This is a genomic window from Pseudoclavibacter sp. Z016 (genome assembly GCF_002931215.1).
Lineage (GTDB): Bacteria > Actinomycetota > Actinomycetes > Actinomycetales > Microbacteriaceae > Pseudoclavibacter.
Map to the genome: position 1 here is coordinate 1 of NZ_PSTU01000013.1, position 25119 is coordinate 25119.

Sequence of the window (25119 nt, forward strand, 5' to 3'; positions counted from 1 at the left end):
GTGCGGGGGTGCGGGGGCGCGGGGCGCGGGCCAGAGCGAGGCGAGGCCGGGCGAGGGCGGCCGAGGGCCGGGCGAGGGCCGGGCGAGGCCGCCGGCCTGCGCCGGGGCCGCGGAGGCAGAAGAAAAGCCAGGCCGCAGGAACGCCTCTCGGCGGAAGGCCGCTCGCAGCGGCGAATATTGGAGCCCGGGGTTACTGCGGCCCGGCGTCGTCGAGTTTACTGGGATCGACGGCCGCTGTGCACCGTGTTGGCTGACGGCGAACAGGCGGCGTGGCGGCTCAGCCCTCTGGCCAGACAGCGACGATGACCTTGCCGGACTCCTCCGAGTTCCGAGCGAGGCCGAAGGCTGTGACGGTGTCGTCGGCGTGCACCTCGTGCGTGATGACCTGCTCGATCTCGGGATGCGCGTCGAGGATGACGATCGCCTCGTCGATCTCGTCCTTGAAGCGGAACGTGCCGAAGACGCGCAGCTCCTTGGAGATGAACGGAGCGAGGTTGATGGGTCGTGGCTCGTTCGGGACCATGCCCACCTGCACGACGGTTCCCGCGGGCTTGGCCGCCGCGAACGCGCTCGACACGGAGACAGCGACGCCCGAGCATTCGAAGACCACGTCGAAGCTGTCGGCGGGCACCTGCTCGCGGCTCACGTCGATCACCTCGGCGGCTCCCATGGCGGAGGCGCGAGCGAGCGGGCCGGCGAGCACGTCGGTCGCGCTGATGTGCGCTGCGCCCTTGACGCGGGCTGCGGCGATGGTGAGGAGGCCGATGGGGCCGGCCCCCGTGACGAGCACTCGCTTGCCGGTCAGGTCTCCCGCCTTGGTGACGGCGTGGAGGGCGACCGCGAGGGGCTCGGCGAGCACGGCGCGTCGGACCGGCAGTGTGGCTGGGAGCCTGCGGAGCATGCCGCGGTCGACGAGCAGGTACTCGCTCAGCGCGCCCTGCGTGTGCGGGGTCGTGGATGCGCTGCCCAGGTAGGCGCCGCCTGGCCAGAGGTGCGGCGAGTCCTCGAGTTCGCGGCTCGGGGTGCCGAACGTGGCAGGATGCACGGTGACGGGGGCACCGGTCGCGAACTCGTCGAGGGGATCGTGGTCGACCCTGCCGGAGAGCTCGTGACCTGGGACCAGCGGCTCCCGCACCACGAACGCGCCGTTGACGCCTTCGAAGTAGTAGTGGAGGTCGGAGCCGCAGATGCCGACGTAGTCGACGCGGATCCGGACCTGCCCCTCCCCCGGCTCCGGGGTGTCGACCTCGGCGAGGTCGAGTGCTTCCTTGCTTTCGATGAACGCTGCGCGCATGGTGTCTCCTGCGTGTCCTGGTGCGAGGTGGTCGGCGGTGACCGGGTCAGACGACCGCGGTCATGCCGCCGTCGACGAAGATGTTCTGCCCCGACACGAAGCTCGAGGCGTCGGAGCTGAGGTAGATCAGGGTGCCAGCGAGCTCCTCGAACGCGCCCCAGCGCTGCGCCGGGGTGCGGTTGATGAGCCAGCTGTTGAACTGCTCGTCCTCGACGAGGGCTCGGTTCATCTCGGTCGCGAAGTAGCCGGGCGAGATGGCATTGACCTGCACGTTGTGTCTGGCGAGGTCGGCCGCCATGCCCTTCGTCAGCTGGGCGACGCCGCCCTTCGTGGCCGAGTACGGGGCGATCGTCTGCCTGGCGAGGAGCGACTGCACCGAGCCGATGTTGATGATCTTGCCGGAGCCGCGCTCGATCATGGCGGGGGCCAGGAACCTGGAGACGTAGAACACGCCGCTCAGGTTCGCGGCGACGAGCGCATCCCAATCCTCGACCTTGAACTCCGCGAACGGCGCTCGCCGCTGGAGCCCGGCGTTGTTGACGAGGATGTCCGGCACCCCGTGCTCGGCGATGAGGGCCGCGATTCCGGCCTCGACGGAAGCCGCGTCGGTGACGTCGAAGGAGACGATGTGCGCGGGGCGTCCCGTGCGCTCCTCGAGCTCGGCGGCTGCCGTCGCGAGCGCCTCGGTGTCCCGACCGTGGAGGATGATCGTGCTGCCAGCGTCGGCGAGCGCCGTGGCGAGCGAACGGCCGAGGCCGCGCGATGACCCGGTGATGAGGGCGAGCTTGCCCGTGAGGGTGAAGAGATCCATGCTGTTCCTACTCTGTGAGGTGGTGTCACGCAGACGGGGCGTTCCGGGTCAGGCTCAGAAGAGCGACGCGACCAAGAAGATGACGAGCACGAACGCGAACGCCGTGACCGACTCGATGGTCTGCTGCACCGTCCAGGTCTTGAGCGTCGTCTTCACATCCATGCCCATGAGGCGACCGACGAGCCAGAAGCCGGAGTCGTTGACGTGGCCGGCGAAGACCGAGCCAGCTGCGGTCGCGAGCACGATGGAGGCGACCTGGAAGTCGTTGAGGTCGGCGACGACGACCGCGGGGGCGATGAGGCCCGCCGCGGTGACGAGGGCGACGGTCGCGGAGCCCTGGGCGACGCGGAGGACGACGGCGATGACGTAGGCCGCGACGATGAGCGGGAGGCCGAGGTCGCTGAGCGTGTCGGCGAGCGCGTCGCCGATGCCGGAGGCGCGCAGGACGCCGCCGAACATTCCACCGGCGCCGGTGATGAGGATCACGGAGCAGATCGGCCCGAGGGAGGAGTCGAGGATCTTCTCGAGCGCGGTGCCGTTCTCGCCGCGGCGCGTGCCGAGGACGATGCTGGCCGTGACGACTGCGATGAGGAGCGCGATGGGCGAGTTGCCGAGGAGGACCGCGGCCTGGGCCCAGATCGCGTCGCCGTCGACGACTCCGGCGCTGGCGAGGGCCGAGATGCCGGTGTTGAGGAAGATGAGGACCATCGGCAGCAGGAGCAGCAGGATGATCGTGGAGACCTTCGGCGGGTTCTTCGGCTGGTCCTCGTCGAGGTCGCCGAAGAGGGCGGGGACGGGGAGCTGGATGCGCTTGGCGACGAACTTGCCCCACAGGTAACCGGAGACGTACCAGAGCGGGAACACGATGATGAGGCCGAGCAGGAGCACGACGCCGAGGTTGGCTTCGTAGAGCTCGGTGGCGGCGACGGGGCCGGGGTGTGGCGGGAGGAACACGTGCATGACCGAGAAGGCGGCCGCTGCGGGGATGCCGAAGAGGAGGACGTTGTTGCCCGAGACTCGGCGCGCGACGGCGAAGACGATGGGCAGCATCATGATGAGGCCGGCGTCGAAGAACATCGGGAAGCCGAGGATGAGCGAGGCGATGCCGAGCGCGAAGGGGGCTCGCTTCTCGCCGAAGACGTCGACGAGCTTGTCAGCGAGGGCTTTGGCGCCTCCGGAGTGCTCGATGAGGCGGCCGAGCATCGCGCCGAAGCCGATGAGGAGCGCGACGGTCGCGAGGGTGCTGCCGAAGCCGCCGGTGAGGGTGCTCGCGACTGCCGAGACGGGGACGCCCGCGACGAGCGCCGTGAGGAGCGAGACGATCACCAGGGTCAGGAACGCGTGGAGCCTGAAGCGGATGATGAGGATCAGGATGAGCGCGATGGCTCCTGCTGCGATGCCGAGCAGCGGTGCGGTGCCCAGTGTCTGGGTCCATTCTTCTTCCATGGTGATCTCCGTCGATTTCTGGAATTCGGACCGTGCGACCGTGCAGCGGTGCCGTGAGGGTGAGGCCGTTCGCGATCTGCGATGATTCGGAACGCGGGTTCTGGCGACACTCAGTGTGGTTCGAGCCTCGCATAATGATCATACTTATTTCAAGTTGTGATCATATCTATATCGTTGCGGTGAGCGAGGAGAGGTGCGAATGGCGCAGGCAGTGCACGGTTCGGTGCTCGACGACCTCGGCGTCCGCATCGCGGGAGGCGAGCTCGAGGCTGGCCAGGTCCTCACCCTCGCCGCTCTCGAGGACCACTACGCGGTGTCCCGCACCGTCGTGCGCGAGGCCGTCCGCGTGCTGGAGTCCATGGGACTGCTCGTCTCGCGGAGACGAGTCGGCATCACCGTCCAGCCCACGCGCGAATGGAACGCGCTCGACACGACGCTCATCCGCTGGCGGCTGCGAGGGAACAGCCGCAGCCAGCAGCTCGTCGCGCTCACCGAGCTCCGATCGGCGATCGAGCCGGTCGCCGCGAAGCTCGCCGCCTCGCGGGCCTCGCAGCACGAGCGGACTCGCCTGCTCGAGCTCGCCGCGCAGCTGCAGGCGCTCGGTGCCAACGAGCGCGGCGACTCCCCCGAGTACCTGCAGGCAGACATCGAGTTCCACGACCTGATCCTGGATGCGAGCGGCAACGCGCTGCTCGCGGCCGTCAAGGAGCCGATCGCCCAGGTGCTCGCCGGCCGCGCGAACCTGGGCCTCACGCCGGCGAGGCCGCTGCACGACGCGCTGCACAACCACGTGCTCACCGCGCAGGCGATCGCGGACGGCGACCCCCTCGCCGCCGAGAGGCACTCGAAGGGCTACCTCGACACGATCCTGGGCGAGGTGCTCATCATCCACGACGCAGCCATCGGCGAGACCCCAGAGCTCGAGTCGGAGACAGCCGACACGCCCTAGACGCGATGCACGCTGGGCCGTCCGGAGAGCTCCTCGACGAGGTTCTGGATGGCCCCGCTCGCCATTCGGGCGACCGCCTCGGCCGTGTGCGCCCCGCTGTGCGGCGTCGCGACGACCCTCGGGTGGCCGAGCAGCGGCGAGTCCTGCGGCGGCTCCGTCTCGTAGGCGTCGAGGCCGACCCCGAAGAGGTGCCCGGCGTCGAGCGCCTCGCGGGCAGCCGCCTCGTCGATGAGGCCACCGCGCGAGGTGTTGAGCAGGATGGCCCCTGGCTTCATGGCCGCGATGCGTGCGGCGTCGGCGACGTGGCGGGTGCTCTCGAGGAGCGGCACGTGCAGGCTGACGACGTCGGCTGCTCGGAAGAGCTCGTCGAGGCTGGCTGGCGCAGCTCCGGTCTCGGCGATGGCGGCGGCCGGCACGAAGGGGTCGTAGGCGAGCACGTGCATCCCGATGCCGCGGGCTCGTTCGGCGACGATCCGGCCGATCGCGCCGAAGCCGACGACCCCGAAGGTGCGCCCGCCGAGCTCGATGCCGCTGCCTCGCGGCCAGCCGCCATCTGCGACCTCCGCGTGCAGCCTGGGGATCTCTCTGGCGACGGCGAAGGCGAGGCCGATCGCGAGCTCGGCGACCGCGGAGGCATTCGCCCCAGGGGTCCTGGTGACGTGGATGCCCTTCCCCGCTGCGGCCTCCAGGTCGACGTTGTTGACGCCGACACCGTACCTGGAGATCACCCGGAGACGGTCGGCGCCCGCGAGCGCCGCCGCGTCGTAGGTGTCGAGGCCGGCGATGACGCCGTCGATCCCGGGCAGGGCTTCAGCGAGCTCTCCGGAGGTGAGCGGGCGCCCGAGCGTGTTGAAGATCAGCTCGTCGGCCATGTCCCGCAGCGGGGCGAGCACGTCGGCGTCCCGAGTTCGGCTCAGCGAGGTGGGGGTGATCAGGATGCGCATCAGGCGTTGCCTCCAGTGAGGGACTCAGCACGCGCATCCGGTGCGGTGCTCGTGCGGTCGTAGGCGTCGAGGTACTTGGCGAAGGCGCGGTCGTAGTAGTCCCGCATGGCGGGGTTCGGGATGACTCGCTGCGTCTTCGTGTTGCGGAACGCCGGCTGGTCCTCGCTGAGTCCGGCGGCGCGGAGCCCGAGGCGAACGGCGCCGACCACCGAGCTGTGCTGCAGCGACGACACCTCCATCTCGACCCCGAAGGCGTCTGCCGTCATCTGGGTCCAGAACGGCGAGGAGAGGACTCCGCCGGAGAGGAGGACGCGGGTCGGCATGCCGTTGATCGCGGTGAGCTCGCGGAAGCAGTGGTAGAGCGAGAGCACAACTCCCTGCAGCACGGCCTGGTACATGTCGACGCGCCCGTGCCGGGGCTCGAGGCCGACGAACCCGCCGAGCCGCTGGTCCTGCCAGCCTGGGCACCGTTCGCCGTAGAGGAAGGGCAGGAAGGTCGGCAGCTCGTCCCGTCCCTGAACGAGCTGGGGTTCGATCTCGGAGAACTGGGCGTCCGAGCCGAAGAACCTGTCCTTCGCCCAGTCGACGCAGTTCGTGCATCCGCTCGTGGCGGCGCCGCTGAGCCAGCCGAGCGGGGAGCGGTAGGCCCAGGTGCTGAGCCGCGGGGAGAGGGACGGCTCGAGGGTCGCGAACCGCATGGCGCCGCTGGTTCCCATGGAGAACGTCATGTCGCCGGGGAGCCCGGCGAGGTCGCCGACCTGGCTGAGGCCGCCATCCGGTCCGGGGACGAGGACGGGAATTCCGGGGCGGATGCCGAGGTAGGTCGCGACGTCGGCGAGCAGCGGGGCGGATTCCTCGCTGTCGTGCAGTTCGGGGAAGTCGACGCCGGCGACGCCGAGGGTCTCGAGGATCTCGAGGTCCCAGTCGGAGGTGCGGACGTTGAGCAGGCCGGTTCCCGAGGCGAGGGAGTAGCTCGTCCACGGGAGGCCGGTGAGCCTCAGGAAGTTGAAGCTCCCCTGGTCCATGACCTTGCGCCCGGCGATCTCCACGCCCTGGCGGGCCAGGTAGGCGAGCTTGAAGGCGGGGTAGCTGGCGTTCACCATGCACCCCGTGCGCTCGTAGAACCAGGTGGTGAGCTCGGCATCGCCGCGCAGTTCGGCGCAGAGCCCCTGGGCTCCCGTGAAGGGCCACTCGTAGACGGGCGTGGCCGCTTGGAGGTCCTGGGTCACGAGCCCGAGGCCGTGGTACGTGTTCGACAGCACCAGGGCGTCGACGTCGTGCCCGCGGACGGATTCACGGGCGAGGGCGATGAGCTGGGTGAAGATGCCCTCCGCGTCGCGGACGGCAGGGTCGGGCCCGGCGACTTCGAATCGCCGAGTCCGCACCTGCACCTCCTGGGTGTCGGAGTCGAAGATCAGCGTCTTCGCTGACGTGGTGCTGGACTCGAGGGCGAGGATCTTCATGGTTCTGCTCCACTCGTGGGCGTCGTTGCCGATCGGGGCCGTGCGCGGTGGCGACTCTCGGTAGGATCTCCAATAATATGATCATTGGGTTCCACTTGGGAACACAAGGCAGCCAACGGAGGTTCTCTTGCACGAAATCCTTGCTCGTCTCGCCGAGCACTCGATCGTTCCCGTGGTCTCCGCGAAGACCACCGCCGAGGGCCTCGGCATCGCGGAGGCACTCGCCGACGGTGGGCTCCCGGTCGCCGAGGTGACCTTCCGGACGAGCGCCGCCGCCTCGACGATCGCCGCTCTCGCCGCCCGCGGCGGAGTGCTCGTCGGCGCCGGAACGGTGCTCACCCCAGCACAGGTCGACATCGCCGTGGATGCGGGAGCCTCGTTCATCGTCTCCCCCGGCCTGAGCCGTGCCGTCGTCGAGCGGTGCAGGGCCCACGACATCCCGGTCCTCCCTGGCGCAACCTCCGCGACCGAGGTGCAGGCCGCCCTGGAGCTGGGCATCGAGACGGTGAAGTTCTTCCCCGCAGAGACGAATGGGGGCGCCAAGGCGATCGCCGCCCTCTCCGCGCCGTTCGGCGACGTGAGATTCGTGCCCACCGGCGGAGTGAACGCCGCGAACCTCGGCGACTACCTCGCCATCCCGGCGGTGCTCGCCGTGGGCGGCTCGTGGATGCTCCCACCGTCTGCCGTCGACCAGCAGGACTGGGCCGAGGTGACGAGACTCACCGCTGCCGCCGTCGAGCTCGCGCGCGGACTCCGCTCGGGCAACCGCGCAGAACGTCAGGCGGTCACGCTGAGCCGAGAGTCCTAGCCGCGACGAGGCGCCTCGGCCGATCGTTCAGTCGAGCGCGTCGATGCGCCAGAGACCCGCGGAGGCGTGCAGGTCGTCGCCCATCTCCAGGTACCGGATTGCACGTCGCGTCGACTGGCGCGCCCTGGCTGGCACGACGCTCTCCTCGTCCTTCGCGAGGCTCGTCGCCCCCTGCGACATGACGCGGCAGAACGCGGCGGCTCGCTCGAGAGCGATGGCGAAGTCGCCGGAGAAGGCGCCATGCAGGATGACGTCGGCGAGGGCGACGACCTCCTCCGGCCCGGTGGGGGTCGCGGCACCTGCGACCACGGAGCTGATGGAGCGGTCGACCTCGTAGCCTCGGCGGAAGAGGTAGCTCGCTTCGGCCGGATTGGCGCGCACGGCCTGCCGCAGCAGGTAGAGGCGCCAGAGCGCGCCTGGCAGGGAACGCGAGGTGGCACCGGCCCAGAGCTCGGCGATCTCGTCGATGCCGTTCTCGTCGGCGTAGGCCACGAGGCGCGCGACGACCGCCTGGTCGCCCTCGCCACGGGCTCGCTGCAGGAGCGCCCGGGCCGTGTCGTGTGCGACGCGGCTCACCGCTGCTGGGTCGTCGGCGCCGACGAGCGCCTCGAACGCCTGCGATGGCACGCGGACGGGCCTGTGGTGTCGTTGCGTCATGCTGCCCCTCTCGCCGACTGCGCCTTGCTGGCCCGTGCGGACCGCATCCAGTCTGCGCGTTCGGAGCCACGATTGCGAACCTGCCTCGTAGGCTGGGGGCATGGCTACTGCGCACGAGGACGATTCGCTGGTCGAGGACACGGCGGCGATGTCGTCGTACCCGGCCTACCGCCCGAAGCAGATCGCCTTCGGCGTACTGGCGGTCCTGCTGGTCGTGACGATGTTCTTCCCATGGTGGAACTCCGAGATCCCCCTCAACCGCATCGCGCCGACCCTGAACGGCTGGCAGCTCCTGGTCGCCGGCACGGGACTGAGCCAGATGGATGAGGCGCTCGGCTACAACTGGTTCGGCACGTTCCTCTTCGGCCTCGTGCCGACGCTGCCGCTGATCGGGCTCGTCGTCGTCCTGATCCTCCGCATCTCCGGGGTCGCGGTCATCTCCGCGAAGATCCTCCAGCTCTACGCCGCCTTCGCGACACTCGGGATCCTGTTCCTCTTCGCCTTCGCGACCCTCCGCGTGGATGCTGCGAACGGCCAGTACCCGATCGCCTACGGCGCGTGGCTTGCGCTCCTGCCGAGCGTCGCGACGCTGGTGCTCGCGACGCTGTGGTGGCGGCGCGAGAAGCTCCACTACCCGACACGCAAGTGGCTCGGATTCGGACCCCAGCGCGAGAAGAAGCACGACCTGGCGGCGAACGCGGCGAGTGCTGCGATGTTCGACGACCTCGTCGACCCGGACGACGACGAAGAGATCTCGCTCGGCTCCGACACCGCCGTCGACGAGAACACGAGCCCAGGCAAGCGGCCGCGCCAGTGAGCGCCGCTGATTTCTTCGCCTCCCTGACCCTCGGGGGCGACACATCGAGCCCTCCAGGACGGCAGCTGCGGGACGCCATCATCGACGCCGTCGAGCGAGGCGACCTGCTCGCCGGCGAGCGGCTGCCGCCGGTGCGTGCGCTGGCGGAGACGCTCGGCGTCGCGCCGGGAACGGTGGCGAAGTGCTACACGGCCCTCGAGGAGCAGGGCGTCGTCGTCGGCCGCGGCCGCGCTGGCACGTTCGTGACCGCGGACGGCAGGAACGGGGATGTGCGACTGACGGCGGCCGCGAGGGCGTTCGCCGTCGAGGCGCGTGAGCTGAGCGTGAGCGACGACGAGGCGGTCGCCGCCGTGTTCGAGGCCCTGTCGATCACCGCGGATCGGCACGCGCAGCCTTGAGCCCCACTCCACCACAGGCGGCGTCCAAGTTCGCCTGAGAGCATCCCCTCATGGGAATCGACGATCGTATTCAGAACAAGTCAGAAGACCTCGGCGGACGCGCGAAGGAGGCCGCTGGCGCGGTCACCGGAGACGAGTCGCTGAAGGCTGAGGGCCGCTCCGACCAGACGAAGGCGGGCTTCAAGGAGAAGATCGAGGACGTCAAGGACGCCGCCAAGGAGGGCCTCGACAACCTCAAGCGCAAGATCGACTAGCAGTACCTCTCAAGACGCCACGTTCCGGCGTCTCGAGCATGCAGCAAAGGGCCTCGTTCGCGGGGCCCTTTCTGGTAGTTGACGACGGTCAACCATCTGAGTATGGTTGACCGTTGTCAACTACCAGGAGGCCCCGCGTCGATGTCGTCCAGCAAGAACCCCAGATCCAGCTCCAAGCCAGCCGCTGAGCTCACCGAATCCGGAATGAGCCACCGTCAGGTACTGCAGGCCCTCTCCGGCCTCATGCTCGGCATGTTCGTGTCGATGCTCGCGTCGACCGTCGTGAGCACCTCGCTGCCGCTCATCATCAGCGACCTCAAGGGCGACCAGAGCGCGTTCACCTGGGTCGTCACGGCAACCCTGCTCGCGACCACCGTCTCCACCCCGATCTGGGGCAAGCTCGCCGACCTCACGAACCGCAAGCTCCTCCTGCAGATCGCGCTCGTCATCTTCGTCGTCAGCTCGGCGATCGCCGGCTTCGCGCAGGATCCCGCGATGCTCATCACCATGCGCGTCTTCCAGGGCCTCGGCGCCGGCGGACTCGGCGCGCTCAGCCAGATCGTCATGGCGGATATCCTCAGCCCGCGCGAGCGCGGCCGCTACGCCGGCTTCTTCGGCGCCGTCATGGCGCTGGCCACCGTCGGCGGCCCCCTCCTCGGCGGCGTCATCACGGACGCCTTCGGGTGGCGCTGGAACTTCTTCGTCGGCCTCCCCTTCGCAGTGATCGCGCTCATCCTGCTGCAGGTCACCCTGCACCTGCCGAAGCCGAAGAAGCGCAAGGTGAGCATCGACTACTACGGCATCGTGCTCATCTCGAGCGGTGTGTCCCTGCTCCTCATCTGGGTGACCCTCGCGGGCACGCAGTTCGAGTGGAACTCCCTGCCCTCGTACCTCATGGTCGGCGGCGGCGTCCTCCTCCTGGTCATCGCGATCCTCGTCGAGCTCCGCGTCAAGGAGCCGCTCATCCCGCTCACGCTCTTCCGCGACCGCACGTTCACGCTCGCCGTCATCGCGAGCGTCTCCGTCGGCGTCGCCATGTTCGGCACGAGCGTCTTCCTGAGCCAGTACATGCAGCTCGCTCGCGGTGCGACCCCGACCGAGTCCGGCATCCTCACGATCCCGATGATGGCGGGTCTCCTCGTCGCGTCCACCATCGTGGGCAACCTCATCAGCCGCCGCGGCAAGTGGAAGGCGTTCGTCGTCACGGGCAGCGCGCTCATGGTCGTCGGGCTCTTCCTGCTGAGCCGCCTCCACTACGACACGCCCTACCTGTACGTGGGCGTCTCGATGTTCGCGCTCGGCGCCGGCGTCGGCATGGTCATGCAGAACCTGGTCCTCGTCGTCCAGAACAAGGCAGAGGTCAAGAACATGGGCGTCGCGACGAGCGCCGTCACCTTCTTCCGCAGCCTGGGCGGCACGATCGGCGTCTCCGTCATGGGCTCGATCCTGGGAACCGTCGTGGCCGACACGATCTCCACGAGCGTCCGCGCTCTGCCGCCGGAGCAGCAGGCCGCGGCCGCGCAGTCGCTCGCGGGTGGCAGCATCCCGCAGCTCGCGACGCTGCCCGACTGGCTGCGGGTCCTCGTCGAGGACGCCTACGGGACCTCGGTCGGCGCGATCTTCCTGGCGGCCCTGCCGCTCGCGATCGTCACGCTCATCGCCGTCTCCTTCCTGCCGAACGCCCAGCTCGGCACGCAGAACGCCGTGCAGCGGGCCAAGGGCGAGGAGACCTCCCCTTCCGGCAGCGAGGCGGACGCGTCGCCGCAGACCCGCGAGAAGGCCGCGGAGTCGACCTCCGAGGATCTCGTCGAGGTCGCTGAGGCGATGGTCGGCATCCCGCGCACCGGCGCCATCCCGATCCTCGGGGACTCGGGACGGCAGGCAGACCGCACCTAGGATGGCCATCATGCCTGAGTCACCCGACGACGCCGACTTCGCCGAGGCGATCGCCTCGGTGGAGTCGGAGCTCGGCACGTTCTACCGGCGCGTTCGCACCACGTGGAGCGAGTCCGCGGTCGCCGTGCATCCTTCGCTGCAGCCCATCGGCTACAAGATCCTCTCGGCGCTCGTGCAGCACGAGACCGCGCACGTCGGCACCCTCGGCGAGCAGCTCGCAATCGACAAGAGCGTCATGAGCCGCCAGGTTCGGATGCTCGAGGAGTTCGAGCTGCTCACCGTCGGGGCGGACCCGAACGACGGGCGCGCGCGCATCCTCACCCCAACCGCCTTTGCGGTCGAGCGGGTCACCGAGGTGCGGGCCCGCAACCGGCACCGGCTGCACGCCGTGCTGCGCGACTGGACGCCGGACGAGCTACGCGTGTTCTCCGGGCTTCTTGGCCGGTTCGGCGCCGTGGCCGAGGCCGTGAACCCCGAACGCTGATCTGACGCCTCCCGCCTCGAACGACGAAACCGCCGCCCTCGAACGAGGGCGGCGGTTTCGTGTCTCTGCGGGGCGGGAGGCTACTGGGTGTCGAACCGTGCGCCCTCTGGACGCGAGTCGCCGATCAGGAACACGAGCATGATGATCGGACCGGCCAGCGGCACGAGCAGGATCAGCCACCACCAGCCGGAGCGGTTCGTGTCGTGCAGGCGCCGAAAGAGCAGGGCGAGGCCAGGAATGAGGATCGCGAGACCCCAGATCGACTGGATGACCGTGACAACGGGGTTGCCGAGGGTCGCCGCCGAGAATCCCTCTGTGGTGTCGACCGAGGTCGTGCCGGTGAGCGAGCCGATGAGGAAGAACACGGCGTTGACGATGACGCCGAAGAGCCACCACCACCAGTACTCGCTGCGGCTCGCGCGGCCGGAGAAGACGGCGTACTTCTTGAAGAAGCGCTTCACCGCCTGCCCGAAGCTGGCTCCGTAGAGCGGTGGGTAGAGCGGGGCGTCGAGCTGAGGGGTAGACATCACGGACTCCAATCAGGCACTGCCGATACATAGGAACTTCACTGAGCGTAGCGGCGGAGCAATGAACGCCAGGTTTCGATTTGGCAAAGCCCGGAATCAGCTTCATACAACGAATCAGAATGCAATACTCCGAGCACACCCAAGTGGGGCTGGGAGACTCAGGAAATTACGCACGCCCGCGACCGTCTGGGGGAACGATGGATCAGCTTCACTACGCAGGTGGTGTCTACTTCACGAGCACGAAGATCGCGCGAGAGCTCGTGGGATATGCGGCGGCACTCGCCGAGGTGCACCAGGCCGGGATCGTCGAGATCCCCGTGCGGCACGCGGACGGCACCTCGAACATGCTCTCCGTGCTCGTCGGTCCGTCGAGCCAGATCGCCACCGAGACGGTCGACACCGAGGTCCCGGAGTTCGACGACAGCCAGGCCCTCGCCACCTTCACGAAGCTGCGCGCCGAGCTCGAGAACAAGAGCTACGCGCCAGAGGGGCTCGTCGAGGAAGGCTCCTCGAACGACCCGCGCGTGCCCCATCCGGATTGGCTCGACGAACTCTGATCGGGCGCCCTGGCCACAGGTCGGCGCTCTGCGAGTGATAATGGACGGCGCACACCATGTGCCAGTGACAAGAAAGCAGGATCCAGCGTGGGGAAGTTCATCTACAACTCCGAGGTCACCGTCGACTTCGAGGACCGCCTGCTGGCACACCTCCAGCTCGCGATCGGCACGAAGCTGCGCCGCGGAGAGTCGTTCTTCTTCAGCTGGAAGGACAACAACGCCGGCGGGGACGGGCGGAGCACCGTATGGATGCACCCGGCCGTGCCCATCCGCTTCAAGTTCCTCGGCAGCAGGCAGGTGCACATCAACCGCTCGTGGGTCGAGGCGCTCGTGCAGGGCGCCAACTCGCAGGCGGGCCTCGCCGTCATCGCCGAACCCGCAGAGAGGACCTCATGAACATGAGCACGTCAACCAGGATCGAGCTGCTCTACCAGGGTGAGACGTTCTCGAAGCTCGTCGCCGACGTCGACGCCTTCCGCGAGGACATCCTCGCCCGAGTGGCCGCCGGCGAATGGTTCTGGGTGCGCGGCGACCGCGGCGAGGGACGCCTCGAGCCCGCGAACCTGCTGGTCGGCCCCGGGGTCGGCATCGTGGTCGTGGAGCCGTACCCGGGCGACTGACCCGTCAGCGGCACGAAGCCGCCGACGCATGCACGGAGGCCGAGGACTGTCAAGAGTCGCACGCTCCTCCGCTTGTCCTGGTTATGTGGATAAGTGGCATCCCTCAGCACTTCAGAACTCCTCGGCGACACGAGCCGAACCATCCGGGTTGCGAGCGTCCCCTCGGGACACGTCTACGTCAGGCACCTCGCTCCCGTCTCCTCCGCGCCCTCCTCACATCGGGTGGTCCGCCTTGCAGACCCGCACCCTGATGGGTCCGGCCGAGCCGCCACGGATCGCTGGTGGCCACCGGTCATGCTCGACTCGAACTGGATCGACGAGCACGCCGCGGAGTTCGACGTGTTCCACGTGCACTTCGGCTTCGACGCCCTCTCCCCCGCCTCCCTCCGGTCGATCGTGGAGGCCCTGCTCAGGCACGGCAAGCCGCTCGTCTACACGGTGCACGACCTCACGAACCCGCACCACGACACCCCGGACGCGCACACCGCCCACCTGGACATCCTGATCCCGGCCGCGGATGGGCTCATCACGCTCACGGCAGGCGCCGCCGATGAGATCGAGCACCGCTGGGGGCGCCGCCCGGTCGTCGTGCCGCACCCGCACATCGTGGAGCCGGACGAAGCGAAGGCCGCCATCGACGGGCGCGCCGCATCCGCCGGACGGTTCCGCGTCGGCGTGCACGCGAAGAGCCTGCGCGCGAGCCTGGATCCGCTGCCCGTCATCGAGGCGCTCGTCGACCTCAGCGCTCGGGAGGAGACCCTCGACGTGCTCGTCAACGGGCACCGCGAGCTCCTCGACCCCACCGGCGCGAAGTTCGAGCCGGAGCTCTCGGCCCGGCTCCGCGAGCTCGCCGACGCTGGGCGCATCCAGCTGCGCATCCACGACTACCTGAGCGACACGGAGCTGTGGCACTACCTGGCGTCGCTCGACGCCTCCGTGCTCCCCTACCGATTCGGCACGCATTCCGGCTGGATGGAGGCGTGCCGAGACCTCGGCACGGCCGTCATCGCGCCCGACGTGGGCTACTTCGCCGATCAGGGTCCCGTCTTCGAGTACCACCGGGACCCCACCGGCACCCTCGACGTCGGCTCGCTACAGGCCGCGGTGCTCGCAGCAGCCCGCGCGCAGACTCGACGCCCCGACCCCGAGGCGCGTGCCGCCGAACGCAGCCGGATCGCGGCCGCGCACCACGACGTGTACACGTCCGTCCTGAGCCTGGAGCGTGTAGCGAGTTGAGAATCTGTGTCATCGGCCCCTCCCGCTTCCCCATCAGCGAGCCCTTCGCCGGCGGGCTCGAGTCGCACACCCATGCCCTGATCCTGGCGCTCAAGCGTCGCGGCCACCAGGTGACGCTCTTCGCGGCCCCCGGCTCGGACCCCGCCCTGGGCGTCGAGCACCTCGCCGTCGAGAGCTTCACGATGAGCGAGACGGCACGCCAGGACGTGGGCGCGATGCCCGTGGAATGGATGCACGAGCACCACGCGTACCTGGCGCTCATGCTCGACCTCGCCCAGACCGCGACGGCGCGCTTCGACGCGGTGCTCAACGTCAGCATCCACCACCTTCCCGTCGCCATGTCCGGACTGCTCGGGGTGCCCTTCTTCACGACGCTGCACACACCGCCCGTCGGGTGGATCGAGTCGGCCGTCCGCATCAGCGGGTCCACGGGAACCTTCATCGCCGTCAGCTCGCACATGCGGGACGCCTGGGCCGGGAGCGTCGAGAGCACCGTGATCCTCAACGGCGTCGACACCGACCGTCTCCTGCCTGGGCCGGGCGGCGGTGCCGCGTTCTGGTCCGGTCGCATCGTGCCGGAGAAGGGACTGGATCTGGCGATCGCGGCCGCCGAGCTCGCGCAGGTCGACCTCGACATCGCCGGGCCGATCTTCGACCCCGAGTACTTCGAGCGCAGCATCCGCCCCCGACTCGGTGGGCGCATCCGGTACCTCGGGCACCTCGAGCAGGCCACCCTCTTCGAGCATCTCGGGCGGGCGAGCGTGACGCTCGTGACGCCGAGGTGGGACGAGCCGTACGGCCTCGTCGCGGCCGAGTCGCTCGCCGCCGGCACGCCCGTCGCCGCCTTCGATCGGGGCGCGCTGCCGCAGATCATCGACGAGCGCAGCGGCAGGCTCGCGGCCCGCGACGACGTGCCGGCTCTCGCCGCCGCGCTGCTCGAGGCCGCGAGGCTGCCCCGCGAGGGTGCGCGGGAGCGCGCGGTCGCCTTCTGCTCCCTCGAGCGGATGGTCGACGAGTACGAGGCGCTGCTCGGCGGCGCACAGAGTGAGAGGCAGGAAGCGGCATGAGCGACACAGGCTCGTCCGAGACGGGAAGCATCGGCTACTACGTGCACCACCGAGGCGGCGGGCACGCGCGACGTGCGCTCGCCATCGCACGCGAGTGCACGACCCCGGTGACGGGGCTCTCGACGCTGCCGAAACCCGAGGCCTGGCTCGGCCCCTGGATCCGGCTCGAGCGCGACGATCTCGCTGTCTCGCCGCTCGAGCCCACGGCGAACGGCGCACTGCACTGGGCCCCCGTCGATGACGAGGGCATGCGGCGGCGCATGGCTCGCATCTCCGCCTGGATCGCCGACGCCGCGCCCACCCTCTTCGTCTCCGACGTGTCGGTGGAGGTCGCGGCACTCGCCCGCCTGCACGGCGTCCCCGTGGTCTCGGTCGCGCTGCCCGGCGTGCGCACCGACGCGCCGCACACCCTCGGATTCGGGCTGTCGGATGCCGTCCTCGCCGCCTGGCCCGCGAGCGCGGAGGGCATGCTGCCCGGCGCATCCGCTCGGGTGCTGGCTCGCCTGCACGCGGTCGGCGCGATCTCCGCAGCCGAGCGCTCGACGGGCCGCGGGCCCGGCCCCATCACGCGAGTCCTGGTGCTCGCGGGAAGCGGCGGCGGCGGCATGAGCTCCGCGCAGATCCGTGAGGCCAAGCGGCAGACGCCCGGCGTCGAATGGGACGAGATCGGCACGACTCCCGGGAACCGGGTCGCCGACCCCGGCCCGCGCATCCGCGAAGCCTCGCTTGTCCTCACGCACGCGGGGCAGGGCGCGATCGCCGACGTCGCCGCCGCCCAGGTTCCCGCCGTCGTCGTCCCGCAGGATCGACCGCACGACGAGCAGGCGGCCGCAGCCAGGGTCCTCGCTGCCACCCCCGGCCTGCCCGTCATCGTCACGAACAGCTTCGAGCGCGACGACTGGGCCGCACTGCTCGACGAGGCGGCACGTCTCGACGGACGCAACTGGGCGAGCTGGAACGACGGGGCCGGCGCGCTGCGCGCCGCGGCCCTGCTCGACCGGATGGCGAGCAGATGAGAACCGCGGTGATCACGATCGCGCACGGGAGGCACTCGCACCTCAGGGCGCTGCGGGCCGGCCTGCTCCGCCAGTCCCACCCCGCGGACGACACGGTCGTGGTGGCCATGGACGATCCCGAGCTGGGACGGCTCGCCGCCGCCGATCGCCTCGCCGGCATCGTCGTGGATGTCGCCGCGGACACGAGCGCCCTCCCGCTCGCCGCCGCCCGCAACGAGGGCGCTCGAGTCGCCCTCGCGCGCGGCGCCGAGCTGCTGATCTTCCTCGACGTCGACTGCATCCCCGGCCGTGGTCTCGTCGCCTCGTATCACGCTGCTGCGGCTGATGCGCGCTGGTCTGGGGCACTGCTGAGCGGGCCGGTCACCTACCTCGAGCAGCCGGGACCTGTCGGCTACGACGGCGAGCGCATCGAGCTGCTCGATGCCCCGCACCCGGCCCGGCCCGCCCCGTCTCCAGGAGCGGTGGTCGGTGGCGAGGACAGGAACCTGTTCTGGTCGCTGTCGTTCGCAACGACCGCAGCGACCTGGCAGCGGATCGGCGGGTTCTTCGAGGGGTACGACGGGTACGGCGGGGAGGACACCGACTTCGCGCGACTCGCGGAAGACGCCGGGGTTGGGCTCGCCTGGGTGGGTGGCGCCCGCGCCTACCACCAGTGGCATCCGACGTCCTCGCCTCCCGTGCAGCACGTCGCCGACATCGCGCGCAACGCGAACGTGTTCCGCGAGCGCTGGGGCGAGTGGCCCATGGTCGGCTGGCTGCAGGCGTTCCGCGAGCGCGGCCTCATCGTGGGCGGCGTCGGCGATGAGGTCTGCGCGGTGGCCGCGGGCTCTTAGGCTGGAAGCCTCGTCCTCTCCCCCGAAACCTCTGGAGCACGCGTGAGCTACTTCGCCTTCCTCGCCATCGGCCTTCTCCTGGGGGTGCTGGCCAAGCGCTTCCTGCCCACCCGCAGGCGCGACGACTGGATCGCGCCGCTCTTCGTGGGCGCGCTCGGCGCGCTCTTCGGCGGCTGGCTCAGCAGCGTCCTGTTCTGGAGCAGCACGAGCGACCCGTTCTCGCTGCCGAACTGGACCTCGGCGATCGTGGGCGCCGTCGTCTCCCTCGCGGTCTACCTCGTGATCGTTCGGATCACGGCGCCCCGCAACGATTGAGCGCGGGCTGCGCCTCGGGCCGCGCATCGGGTCGCGCATCCACCGAGAGCTGAGTTGTGGTCGTCATTCGTCGCCGGAAACGACCACAACTCAGCTCTCGGTGGATGGGCGACGCGGTCGGACGACGAAGCGCACGACGAGGCCCGCGAGCAGTGCCCAGAAGGCGGCGCTGACCCCGCCGATCGCGATGCCGGATGCGGCGGTCGCGAAGGTCACGACGGCTGGCACGAGCTCGCCCGTCTCGGCGAGCGCCGCCTTGAGCGAGCCGGCGAGCGTGCCGATGAGCGCGAGCCCCGCCACTGCGGCGATGACGCCGGCCGGGGCGAGCAGCACCAGCGTTCCGAACGCGGCCGATGCCACGCCGAGGACGATGACGACGACTCCGTTGGTGACGCTCGCCACCCAGCGCCGTGAACGGTCCTCGCCCGCTTCCGGCCCCGCGGCGAGGGCCGCGCTGATCGCGGCGAGGTTGATGGCGTGGCCTCCGGCGGGGGCGCCGACGACGGTGCCGATGCCGGTCGCGATGAGCGACCGCCGCCACGGCACCTCGAAGCCGAGGCCCTTCATGACGGCCACCCCCGGCACGTTCTGAGATGCCATGGTGACGAGGTAGAGGGGCAGTGCGATGCCGATCATGCCGGCGATCGAGAACTCCGGAGCGGTGAACTCCAGGCGCGGGGCGAGGTCGGCGGCCTGGATCGAGGCGCCGGAGGCGACGATGTGCACGCCGATGACGATCGCCGCGACGAGGAACGCGATCGGCGCGGCCCATCGAGGCAGGAAGCGCAGCGCGAGCAGCCAGGCGATGACGACGGGCGCGACGGCGAGCGGGTTCTCCGCCATGCCGGTGATCGGGCCGAGGCAGAGCTGGAAGAGCACGCCCGCGAGCATGGCCTGGGCGACGGAGACGGGAATGCGAGCGACGAGCGCTCCGAGCTGCGGGATGAGCCCCGTGACGACGATGAGAAGTCCAGTGATGAGGAACGCGCCGACCGCGACCGGCCAGCCGCCATCGATGGTGCCCGTCGCCGCGAGCAGGGCCGCGCCCGGTGTCGACCAGGCGACGGTGATGGGCAGGCGAGTCCATCCCGCCAGCAGGATGCACCCGACGCCCATGGTGACGCTCACGGCGAGGAGGCCGCTCGACGCCTGATCTGCACTCGCCCCCACGGCGGCCAGGCCCGTCAGCACGACGATGAACGAGCTCGTGAACGCCACGAGCGCCGAGACCACGCCCGCCGAGATGGGGCGCAGGATGCCCTCGCGCGGCTCGAGAGTGCTGCTCATCGTCGGGGTCCTCGTCTCGTCCGCTCGCGCATCCCGCGATCTGCAGTTCAGCGTAGAGGCAGGGCACCAGCAGACGAAACCACGGGGCGGGATCGTCAGAAGAGCGTCGGCTGCACCATCTCGACCGGAACCAGCCCGGTGAGCGTCACGCTCGCGGACTCGAGCTCCGAGGTGCTCGAGTCGACGAGCAGCTTCTTCGCGACGGGCATCCACACGTCGAAGGACGCGCTCGAGTCGATGCCCTGGTACTTCTCCCTGACCGGGCCGAGCCCGACGGGGCGCAGCTCGAGCTTGATGCCCGTCGCGCTGAGCCCCGCCCGAGTCGCGCGGTGGCAGACGCGTTCGACGCAGCCCTCGACGACCTCCTCCGGCGTGCGGTCGGCCCGCGCGTACCCCGAGGTCGACGATTCCGAGGTGAGGCTCGTGCGGTGCCGGATGGGCGAGATCATCGCATCGTCGGTGCCGGCGCGGATGCGCCACAGCCGCCTGGCCATCCCCGTGCCGCAGACCCGCAGCAGCTCATCGCGCGGGATGACGTCGACATCGCCGATGCGGGCGACGCCGAGCTTGATGAGCCGCGCCTCGGTGCGTGCCCCGATGCCCCACACCTCGCCGATGGGCAGCTCGGTGCGCAGCTCCAGCTCGCGCGCCTCGTCGATGACGTGCACGCCGTCGGGCTTCGCCGCTCTCGAGGCGAGCTTCGCCATGAGCTTCGTGCGGCCGATGCCGACGCTGACGGGGATGCGCAGCTCGGTCGCCGCGCGCCGACGGAGCTCATGGGCGACACTCTGCGCCTCCTCCGGCGTGCGCGCCCCGACGTCGAGGAACGCCTCCTCGATCGAGCCGGGCTCGATGCCCCGCGCGACCGAGTCGAAGAGCGCGTAGAGCGCATCCCCGACCGCTTCGATCTCCTGGCGGTAGGCCTCGACGAGCAGGATGCGTGGGCACAGCTCACGTGCCTCGGTGACGAGCATGCCGGCGTGGATGCCGAACTCCCGCGCCGGGTAGTTGGCGCTGGCGATGAACAGGTGCGCCACGGCGGCGACGGGCTTGGCTGCGAGCTCCGGCCGGTCACGCAGGGCGACCGATGCGAAGAAGGAGTCGGCGTCGGCATGGAGCAGGTACGAGTTCATGACCCCGCCATCGTACCTATGTTCTAGGCAGGGTTCGAGTGGCGCGCGAGTCGCGTGTCTGCGCCCACCCTGTCGGTCGCGCGCGCCGTGCCCTAGTGTGATTGCAATTGCAATCTCTCTGGAGGCTTCATGCGCGAGCGCTGCACGACGATCGACTACCACACGGCCGGCGAGCCGTTCCGCATCGTGCCGGAGCTCGGGATCCCGATCGAGGGCGCAGACGTGGCCAGCAAGCGCGTCTTCGCCATGGCCTCCCCCGCCATCGACCGAGTCCGCCAACTGCTCTGCTTCGAGCCGCGCGGGCACGCCGACATGTACGGCGGCTTCATCGTGGAGCCGAACGACGACGGCGCCCACCTCGGGGTGCTCTTCTGGCACAAGGACGGGTTCTCGACGGCGTGCGGGCACGGCACGATCGCGCTCGGCGTGTGGGCCATCGAGAGCGGCCTCGTCGCCGCCGAGACCAGCGGCACGACGGACGTCATCATCGACGTCCCCTCAGGGCGCGTGACCGCGAGGGTCCACACCGACCCAGATGGCACCGTCACGGGGGCCGACTTCATCAACGTTCCGGGCTACGTGCTCGCGCGGCAGGTCCCCGTCTCGACATCCAGGGGCGCGGTGCTCGCCGACCTCACCTTCGCCGGGGCCATCTACGCGCAGGTCGACGCGAGCGCCGTCGGGCTGTCGATCGAGCCGGAGGACGTGAGCGAGATCATCGCGTTCGGGCGGGAGGTGAAGTGGCTCCTGAACGATTCGCCGCACGCCCAGCATCCGAACGACGAACGACTGAGCGGGGTCTACGGCACGATCCTCTTCTCCGACCACAGCGCCGACGGCGTCGTCCGCCAGCGCAACGCCACGGTGTTCGCCGACGGTGAGCTCGACCGCTCCCCCTGCGGGTCCGGCACGTGCGCCCGGGTCGCGACGCTGACCGAGCAGGGCGCGCTGCCCGTCGGGTCCGAGCTCGTGCACGACTCCATCGTCGGCTCCCGCTTCCTCGCCCGCGTCGTCGCGGAGGGCGTCGAGGCCGGGCGCCGCGCGACGACGACGCAGGTCTCGGGCATGGCGCACAAAACCGGCGAGCACGTCTTCGAGGTCGACCCTCGTGACGAGATGACGCCCGGGTTCGTGCTGCGATGAGCGCGCGCATCCCCTACCTCGGCGCCGATGACGTCGCGGCGCTCCTCTCCCCGACGGCGGCTGTCGATGCGCTCCGGCGCGCCCTCGCCGACGGGTTCCGTCCCGAGACCGACCACGCGCGCATCTTCGAGTCGCTCGAGCACGGCGAGTTCCTCCTCATGCCGGCCGAGACCGCGGACAGCGCCGGCATCAAGCTGCTGACGATCGCACCGGACAACCCGGCGCGGGGACTCGCCCGCATCCAGGGCCTCTACGTGCTGTTCGACGCGGACACGCTCACGCCTCGCGCCCTCATCGACGGGCCGGCCCTCACCGATATTCGTACCTCGGCCGTCTCCGTGGCGGCGGTCAAGGATGCGCTCGAGCGAGACTCCGGCCCGCTGGAGGTCGTCGCCTATGGCGCCGGCCCGCAGGCGAGAGCGCACGTGCGCACGGTCAGGGCCGTGCTCGAGGGCACACGGCAGGTCGGCCGCGTCACGTCGGTGGTCCGCTCCCCCGAGCGCGTCCCCGCGAGCGAGGACTTCGACGCCGTGGTCGCGGCGGGTAGCCAGGAGGCCGAGGGCGCAACCCGCGCGGCCGGGCTCATCCTGTGCACGACGACAGCCTCGACCCCGCTCTTCCCCGACGAGCTCGTGCGCGACGACGCCGTGGTCGTGGCGGTCGGCTCGCATTCGCCGGATGCACGCGAGCTGCCGGGCGCCCTGCTCGGCCGGTCCGACGTGATCGTCGAGGACGTCGCGGCGGCGCTGCGCGAGTGCGGCGACGTCATCATGGCCATCGGCGAGGGCGACCTCGACGCGCGGGACCTGATCCCGATGGCCGATCTCGTGCAGGGCACCCGCCGGCCGCTCGGCAGGCGCCCCGTGGTGTTCAAGAGCGCCGGAATGTCGTGGGAGGACCTCGTGCTGGCCCGGGCGATCGCCGACGCAGACGAGCGTCGCCGATGAGCACCCCCGCCGGTGCGCGGCCCAGCCCGGGCCGTCGCGACTCCGTGCGCCAGCGCGTGGCCGCGGAACTGCGAGCCGCACTCATCGGCGGCGAGCTCACCCCTGGGCAGGTCTACTCGGCGCCTGCGCTCGCCACCCGCTTCGCCTCCTCGGCGACCCCGGTCCGGGAGGCGATGCTCGAGCTGTCGCGTGATGGGATGGTCGAGGTGCTGCCGAACACGGGGTTCCGCGTGACGGAGGTCACGCGCGCCGAGCTCGACAACCTCGCCGAAGTGCGCCGGCTGCTCGAGGTGCCCGTCATGGGCGACATCGCCGAGCAGCACAGCGACGAGGACGCGGCGCGCATCCGCTCGCTGAGCCCCCTCGTCGAGGCGATGCAGCGAGCTGAGGCGGCGAACGACATGGTCGCCTACCTGACGGCCGACACCGAGTTCCACACCTCGTTCCTGTCACTCCACGGCAACCCGGAGCTCGTCCAGATCGTGCGGCGTGCCCGCGAGCGCAGCCGCCTCCACAACCTCCTGCCGCTCGCCGAAGCCGGCCAGCTCACCGCGTCCACGCTCGAGCACGACCAGATGATCGAGGCGGCGCTCGACCGCGACCGAGCGCGGATGCAGCAGCTGGTGGCACAGCACATCGGGCACGTGCGCGGCGAGTGGGCCGGTCGCTGACTGCTGCTGGCGCTGAGGCCGTCGACCTCGGACATTCAGGCTCGTGGCGGGGAGGTCGACGGTGGCGCCAACCGCACCATGCTGCGTCACCTCTGTTACCGTCTAATCAGACTAGACAGTAACAACAAAGGGAGACAAATGAGCGATTGGGCGCTTCCCGAGCGGTTCGAGGTCGGCGACGGCACGGTGCGATGGGGTTCGTTCGGCGACGGGCCCCCGCTCGTCCTGCTGCACGGCACGCCATTCTCGTCATTCATCTGGCGCGACGTCGTTCCGGTGCTGGCTCGTGATCACCGGGTCCACGTCTGGGACATGCTCGGATTCGGGCAGTCGACCCGCACCGCACCCGACGTGAGCCTTCGGCAGCAAGCGGTGATCTTCGTCGACCTTCTCGAACACTGGGGCGTCTCCGCACCTCAGGTTGTGGCACACGATGTCGGCGGCGCGGTCGCACTGCGCGCCGCACTTCTCCACAACGTGACCTTCGAGTCACTCACACTCATCGATGCCGCCACGGTGAGCGGCTGGGGCTCCGGGGGATTCTTCCAGACCATCCACCAGCACCCCGCGGCCTTCGAGGCGCTTCCAGCCTGGGCCAGTGCTGCCCTCATCGACGCCAAGATCCGGTCCGGCAGCCACACGGGTCTCCGCTCGGAGGCGCTGGCTTCGTACACGGACCAGTGGGCAGGGACAGAAGGTGCACGGGCGTTCTACCAGCAGTACGCGCAGGGTGGCGAGGACAACACCGACGAGCTCCAGGGGCTACTCCACCTGCTGGACATCCCGGTCCACGTGATCTGGGGTGCGGACGACTCGTGGCTCGGTGTCGACTACGCCCAGCGACTCATGACGGCACTTCCGGATCACGCGCGGTTCTCTCTCGTCGACGGAGCCGGACACATGGTCCCGGAGGACCAGCCGGGCGAACTCCTCAGACTGTTGAGCACGTGAGCACCGTGCAGTCAGTCGTGCCTGAGGAGCTGCGCGTCGTTGAAGAGTTCTGCAACAGCGCGACGCTGCTGCACGGCACCGACACCCTGGCGACTCTGCGTAGCGGGCGGGAGTGGATGGTCCAGCACGGATGGGACGGGGACTGCACGCTCGAGCACCTCGCCTCATTGCGCGGCGCGCGCGAGGTCATCCGCGCGTTCCTCGCCGACCGGAGCGACGCGTCAGCGCGATCGGCCTTGAATCGGCTCGCTCAGGAGCACTGGGCAAGCCCTCACGTCGACGATGACGGTCGACTTTCGCTGACCCCGTCGAGCGCACGGACGACGTCGCCAGCAGGCGCGGCGGTCCGAGCACTGCTGCTCTCCGGCTTGACCGGCTCGGGGCTGCGGCTCAGGACTTGCGCGTCGGACACGTGCCGGTGGGTGTTCTTCGACAGTTCCCGATCCAGGACGCGCACCTGGTGTGACATGAACACGTGCGGTGCGCGGAGCAAGATGCGGCAGTACCGCGGTCGGCTCGCCTGAACCTCCAGGGCGCCGGCTCGATACTCGTGGACCTGGCGTTCGGGACATGTGAAAAAGGTCACTCTTCGCTG

At 69.9% G+C, this 25119-nt stretch carries 29 protein-coding genes; 20 read left to right on the top strand and 9 right to left on the bottom strand.

Translation table 11 applies throughout. The annotated features are described in order from the left end of the window. Nucleotides 1-277: 277 nt before the first annotated feature. Genes C5B99_RS11810 through C5B99_RS11820 form a run of 3 tightly spaced genes read right to left on the bottom strand, consistent with a single transcriptional unit; the run spans nucleotide 278 to nucleotide 3551 of the window. Complete coding sequence (locus C5B99_RS11810; RefSeq protein WP_104242318.1) at nucleotides 278-1294, bottom strand: L-idonate 5-dehydrogenase; 1017 nt, start codon at nucleotides 1292-1294, stop codon at nucleotides 278-280. A 46-nt stretch (nucleotides 1295-1340) separates the two neighbouring features. Further along, nucleotides 1341-2105, bottom strand: coding sequence for an SDR family oxidoreductase (locus tag C5B99_RS11815; protein ID WP_104242320.1), 765 nt, complete (start codon nucleotides 2103-2105; stop codon nucleotides 1341-1343). 54 nt (nucleotides 2106-2159) lie between these two features. Continuing rightward, nucleotides 2160-3551 carry a GntP family permease gene (locus C5B99_RS11820; RefSeq protein ID WP_104242322.1) on the bottom strand — a complete coding sequence of 464 codons (1392 nt, stop codon included), beginning with the start codon at nucleotides 3549-3551 and terminating at the stop codon, nucleotides 2160-2162. 199 nt (nucleotides 3552-3750) lie between these two features. Here C5B99_RS11820 and C5B99_RS11825 point away from each other — a divergent pair, with 199 nt between their 5' ends. After that, nucleotides 3751-4500 carry a FadR/GntR family transcriptional regulator gene (locus C5B99_RS11825; protein WP_104242324.1) on the top strand — a complete coding sequence of 250 codons (750 nt, stop codon included), beginning with the start codon at nucleotides 3751-3753 and terminating at the stop codon, nucleotides 4498-4500. On the opposite strand, the gene C5B99_RS11830 is transcribed toward C5B99_RS11825, so the two are convergent. Both C5B99_RS11830 and C5B99_RS11835 read right to left on the bottom strand, forming a co-directional pair. Further along, entirely contained in the window at nucleotides 4497-5444 is a 948-nt protein-coding gene (locus tag C5B99_RS11830) for a phosphoglycerate dehydrogenase (RefSeq protein WP_104242326.1), read from the bottom strand. The genes C5B99_RS11825 and C5B99_RS11830 overlap by 4 nt on opposite strands. After that, nucleotides 5444-6907 carry a gluconokinase gene (locus C5B99_RS11835; RefSeq protein ID WP_104242328.1) on the bottom strand — a complete coding sequence of 488 codons (1464 nt, stop codon included), beginning with the start codon at nucleotides 6905-6907 and terminating at the stop codon, nucleotides 5444-5446. Before C5B99_RS11835 ends, C5B99_RS11830 begins: the two co-directional genes overlap by 1 nt. Nucleotides 6908-7034: 127 nt before the next feature. On the opposite strand from C5B99_RS11835, the gene eda reads away from it, so the two are divergent. Next, on the top strand, nucleotides 7035-7715 hold the full coding sequence (gene eda / locus C5B99_RS11840) for a bifunctional 4-hydroxy-2-oxoglutarate aldolase/2-dehydro-3-deoxy-phosphogluconate aldolase (protein WP_104242330.1): 681 nt from the start codon (nucleotides 7035-7037) through the stop codon (nucleotides 7713-7715). Between the two features lie 27 nt (nucleotides 7716-7742). Here the strand turns inward: eda and C5B99_RS11845 are convergent, their stop codons facing one another. Continuing rightward, a complete protein-coding gene (locus C5B99_RS11845; protein WP_068495464.1) occupies nucleotides 7743-8372 on the bottom strand; it encodes a DNA-directed RNA polymerase subunit beta in 630 nt (209 codons plus the stop codon). Between the two features lie 100 nt (nucleotides 8373-8472). Between C5B99_RS11845 and C5B99_RS11850 the strand changes: the two genes are divergently transcribed. The 5 genes from C5B99_RS11850 (at nucleotide 8473) to C5B99_RS11870 (ending at nucleotide 12221) form a co-directional block, all read left to right on the top strand. Then, nucleotides 8473-9189 carry a hypothetical protein gene (locus C5B99_RS11850; protein ID WP_104242332.1) on the top strand — a complete coding sequence of 239 codons (717 nt, stop codon included), beginning with the start codon at nucleotides 8473-8475 and terminating at the stop codon, nucleotides 9187-9189. After that, complete coding sequence (locus C5B99_RS11855) at nucleotides 9186-9587, top strand: GntR family transcriptional regulator (RefSeq protein WP_104242334.1); 402 nt, start codon at nucleotides 9186-9188, stop codon at nucleotides 9585-9587. The genes C5B99_RS11850 and C5B99_RS11855 overlap by 4 nt, the downstream gene beginning before the upstream one ends. Nucleotides 9588-9637: 50 nt before the next feature. Then, complete coding sequence (locus C5B99_RS11860) at nucleotides 9638-9841, top strand: CsbD family protein (protein ID WP_104242336.1); 204 nt, start codon at nucleotides 9638-9640, stop codon at nucleotides 9839-9841. Nucleotides 9842-10045: 204 nt separating this feature from the next. Beyond that, nucleotides 10046-11737: an MDR family MFS transporter gene (locus tag C5B99_RS11865; protein ID WP_104242782.1), complete on the top strand. Its 1692-nt coding sequence runs from the start codon at nucleotides 10046-10048 to the stop codon at nucleotides 11735-11737. Between the two features lie 10 nt (nucleotides 11738-11747). Then, complete coding sequence (locus tag C5B99_RS11870; protein ID WP_181057920.1) at nucleotides 11748-12221, top strand: MarR family winged helix-turn-helix transcriptional regulator; 474 nt, start codon at nucleotides 11748-11750, stop codon at nucleotides 12219-12221. An 80-nt stretch (nucleotides 12222-12301) separates the two neighbouring features. On the opposite strand, the gene C5B99_RS11875 is transcribed toward C5B99_RS11870, so the two are convergent. After that, nucleotides 12302-12748 carry a DUF805 domain-containing protein gene (locus C5B99_RS11875; protein ID WP_104242340.1) on the bottom strand — a complete coding sequence of 149 codons (447 nt, stop codon included), beginning with the start codon at nucleotides 12746-12748 and terminating at the stop codon, nucleotides 12302-12304. 197 nt (nucleotides 12749-12945) lie between these two features. On the opposite strand from C5B99_RS11875, the gene C5B99_RS11880 reads away from it, so the two are divergent. The 8 genes from C5B99_RS11880 (at nucleotide 12946) to C5B99_RS11915 (ending at nucleotide 18392) form a co-directional block, all read left to right on the top strand. Then, a complete protein-coding gene (locus tag C5B99_RS11880) occupies nucleotides 12946-13305 on the top strand; it encodes a hypothetical protein (protein ID WP_104242342.1) in 360 nt (119 codons plus the stop codon). Nucleotides 13306-13392: 87 nt separating this feature from the next. Beyond that, nucleotides 13393-13701: an ATP-dependent DNA ligase gene (locus C5B99_RS11885; protein WP_104242344.1), complete on the top strand. Its 309-nt coding sequence runs from the start codon at nucleotides 13393-13395 to the stop codon at nucleotides 13699-13701. 2 nt (nucleotides 13702-13703) lie between these two features. Further along, on the top strand, nucleotides 13704-13925 hold the full coding sequence (locus C5B99_RS11890) for a hypothetical protein (protein ID WP_104242346.1): 222 nt from the start codon (nucleotides 13704-13706) through the stop codon (nucleotides 13923-13925). Nucleotides 13926-14219: 294 nt separating this feature from the next. Continuing rightward, nucleotides 14220-15161: a glycosyltransferase gene (locus C5B99_RS11895; RefSeq protein ID WP_374953470.1), complete on the top strand. Its 942-nt coding sequence runs from the start codon at nucleotides 14220-14222 to the stop codon at nucleotides 15159-15161. Next, the gene (locus C5B99_RS11900; RefSeq protein ID WP_104242350.1) at nucleotides 15158-16228 is read left to right on the top strand and encodes a glycosyltransferase; all 1071 of its coding nucleotides are present in this window, start codon (nucleotides 15158-15160) and stop codon (nucleotides 16226-16228) included. The genes C5B99_RS11895 and C5B99_RS11900 overlap by 4 nt, the downstream gene beginning before the upstream one ends. Further along, nucleotides 16225-17244, top strand: coding sequence for a glycosyltransferase (locus tag C5B99_RS11905; protein ID WP_104242352.1), 1020 nt, complete (start codon nucleotides 16225-16227; stop codon nucleotides 17242-17244). Before C5B99_RS11900 ends, C5B99_RS11905 begins: the two co-directional genes overlap by 4 nt. Continuing rightward, nucleotides 17241-18077, top strand: a complete 837-nt coding sequence (locus tag C5B99_RS11910) for a glycosyltransferase family 2 protein (protein ID WP_104242354.1) — start codon at nucleotides 17241-17243, stop codon at nucleotides 18075-18077. The genes C5B99_RS11905 and C5B99_RS11910 overlap by 4 nt, the downstream gene beginning before the upstream one ends. Before the next feature lie 42 nt (nucleotides 18078-18119). After that, nucleotides 18120-18392 (top strand): GlsB/YeaQ/YmgE family stress response membrane protein, encoded by a 273-nt coding sequence (locus C5B99_RS11915; protein ID WP_104242356.1) that lies wholly within the window; start codon nucleotides 18120-18122, stop codon nucleotides 18390-18392. Nucleotides 18393-18482: 90 nt separating this feature from the next. On the opposite strand, the gene C5B99_RS11920 is transcribed toward C5B99_RS11915, so the two are convergent. After that, complete coding sequence (locus C5B99_RS11920) at nucleotides 18483-19679, bottom strand: benzoate/H(+) symporter BenE family transporter (RefSeq protein WP_104242358.1); 1197 nt, start codon at nucleotides 19677-19679, stop codon at nucleotides 18483-18485. A gap of 95 nt (nucleotides 19680-19774) precedes the next feature. Next, nucleotides 19775-20812 carry a DNA polymerase IV gene (locus C5B99_RS11925; RefSeq protein ID WP_104242360.1) on the bottom strand — a complete coding sequence of 346 codons (1038 nt, stop codon included), beginning with the start codon at nucleotides 20810-20812 and terminating at the stop codon, nucleotides 19775-19777. 129 nt (nucleotides 20813-20941) lie between these two features. On the opposite strand from C5B99_RS11925, the gene C5B99_RS11930 reads away from it, so the two are divergent. The 5 genes from C5B99_RS11930 (at nucleotide 20942) to C5B99_RS11950 (ending at nucleotide 25048) form a co-directional block, all read left to right on the top strand. After that, on the top strand, nucleotides 20942-21955 hold the full coding sequence (locus C5B99_RS11930) for a proline racemase family protein (RefSeq protein ID WP_104242362.1): 1014 nt from the start codon (nucleotides 20942-20944) through the stop codon (nucleotides 21953-21955). Next, entirely contained in the window at nucleotides 21952-22902 is a 951-nt protein-coding gene (locus C5B99_RS11935; RefSeq protein WP_104242365.1) for an ornithine cyclodeaminase family protein, read from the top strand. The genes C5B99_RS11930 and C5B99_RS11935 overlap by 4 nt, the downstream gene beginning before the upstream one ends. Continuing rightward, nucleotides 22899-23573, top strand: coding sequence for a GntR family transcriptional regulator (locus C5B99_RS11940; RefSeq protein ID WP_104242367.1), 675 nt, complete (start codon nucleotides 22899-22901; stop codon nucleotides 23571-23573). The genes C5B99_RS11935 and C5B99_RS11940 overlap by 4 nt, the downstream gene beginning before the upstream one ends. 138 nt (nucleotides 23574-23711) lie before the next feature. After that, complete coding sequence (locus C5B99_RS11945) at nucleotides 23712-24524, top strand: alpha/beta fold hydrolase (protein WP_181064998.1); 813 nt, start codon at nucleotides 23712-23714, stop codon at nucleotides 24522-24524. Further along, nucleotides 24521-25048 (top strand): CGNR zinc finger domain-containing protein, encoded by a 528-nt coding sequence (locus C5B99_RS11950; RefSeq protein WP_104242371.1) that lies wholly within the window; start codon nucleotides 24521-24523, stop codon nucleotides 25046-25048. Before C5B99_RS11945 ends, C5B99_RS11950 begins: the two co-directional genes overlap by 4 nt. Nucleotides 25049-25119: the final 71 nt, after the last annotated feature.

What these genes read in the sequence shown, in the direction of transcription:
- C5B99_RS11810 (WP_104242318.1), bottom strand. Translation starts at nt 1,294, where the DNA reads ATGCGCGCAGCGTTCATCGAAAGCAAGGAAGCACTCGACCTCGCCGAG.
- C5B99_RS11815 (WP_104242320.1), bottom strand. Translation starts at nt 2,105, where the DNA reads ATGGATCTCTTCACCCTCACGGGCAAGCTCGCCCTCATCACCGGGTCA.
- C5B99_RS11820 (WP_104242322.1), bottom strand. Translation starts at nt 3,551, where the DNA reads ATGGAAGAAGAATGGACCCAGACACTGGGCACCGCACCGCTGCTCGGC.
- C5B99_RS11825 (WP_104242324.1), top strand. Translation starts at nt 3,751, where the DNA reads ATGGCGCAGGCAGTGCACGGTTCGGTGCTCGACGACCTCGGCGTCCGC.
- C5B99_RS11830 (WP_104242326.1), bottom strand. Translation starts at nt 5,444, where the DNA reads ATGCGCATCCTGATCACCCCCACCTCGCTGAGCCGAACTCGGGACGCC.
- C5B99_RS11835 (WP_104242328.1), bottom strand. Translation starts at nt 6,907, where the DNA reads ATGAAGATCCTCGCCCTCGAGTCCAGCACCACGTCAGCGAAGACGCTG.
- C5B99_RS11845 (WP_068495464.1), bottom strand. Translation starts at nt 8,372, where the DNA reads ATGACGCAACGACACCACAGGCCCGTCCGCGTGCCATCGCAGGCGTTC.
- C5B99_RS11850 (WP_104242332.1), top strand. Translation starts at nt 8,473, where the DNA reads ATGGCTACTGCGCACGAGGACGATTCGCTGGTCGAGGACACGGCGGCG.
- C5B99_RS11860 (WP_104242336.1), top strand. Translation starts at nt 9,638, where the DNA reads ATGGGAATCGACGATCGTATTCAGAACAAGTCAGAAGACCTCGGCGGA.
- C5B99_RS11865 (WP_104242782.1), top strand. Translation starts at nt 10,046, where the DNA reads ATGAGCCACCGTCAGGTACTGCAGGCCCTCTCCGGCCTCATGCTCGGC.
- C5B99_RS11870 (WP_181057920.1), top strand. Translation starts at nt 11,748, where the DNA reads ATGCCTGAGTCACCCGACGACGCCGACTTCGCCGAGGCGATCGCCTCG.
- C5B99_RS11875 (WP_104242340.1), bottom strand. Translation starts at nt 12,748, where the DNA reads ATGTCTACCCCTCAGCTCGACGCCCCGCTCTACCCACCGCTCTACGGA.
- C5B99_RS11880 (WP_104242342.1), top strand. Translation starts at nt 12,946, where the DNA reads ATGGATCAGCTTCACTACGCAGGTGGTGTCTACTTCACGAGCACGAAG.
- C5B99_RS11890 (WP_104242346.1), top strand. Translation starts at nt 13,704, where the DNA reads ATGAGCACGTCAACCAGGATCGAGCTGCTCTACCAGGGTGAGACGTTC.
- C5B99_RS11895 (WP_374953470.1), top strand. Translation starts at nt 14,220, where the DNA reads ATGCTCGACTCGAACTGGATCGACGAGCACGCCGCGGAGTTCGACGTG.
- C5B99_RS11905 (WP_104242352.1), top strand. Translation starts at nt 16,225, where the DNA reads ATGAGCGACACAGGCTCGTCCGAGACGGGAAGCATCGGCTACTACGTG.
- C5B99_RS11910 (WP_104242354.1), top strand. Translation starts at nt 17,241, where the DNA reads ATGAGAACCGCGGTGATCACGATCGCGCACGGGAGGCACTCGCACCTC.
- C5B99_RS11920 (WP_104242358.1), bottom strand. Translation starts at nt 19,679, where the DNA reads ATGAGCAGCACTCTCGAGCCGCGCGAGGGCATCCTGCGCCCCATCTCG.
- C5B99_RS11925 (WP_104242360.1), bottom strand. Translation starts at nt 20,812, where the DNA reads ATGAACTCGTACCTGCTCCATGCCGACGCCGACTCCTTCTTCGCATCG.
- C5B99_RS11930 (WP_104242362.1), top strand. Translation starts at nt 20,942, where the DNA reads ATGCGCGAGCGCTGCACGACGATCGACTACCACACGGCCGGCGAGCCG.
- C5B99_RS11935 (WP_104242365.1), top strand. Translation starts at nt 21,952, where the DNA reads ATGAGCGCGCGCATCCCCTACCTCGGCGCCGATGACGTCGCGGCGCTC.
- C5B99_RS11940 (WP_104242367.1), top strand. Translation starts at nt 22,899, where the DNA reads ATGAGCACCCCCGCCGGTGCGCGGCCCAGCCCGGGCCGTCGCGACTCC.
- C5B99_RS11945 (WP_181064998.1), top strand. Translation starts at nt 23,712, where the DNA reads ATGAGCGATTGGGCGCTTCCCGAGCGGTTCGAGGTCGGCGACGGCACG.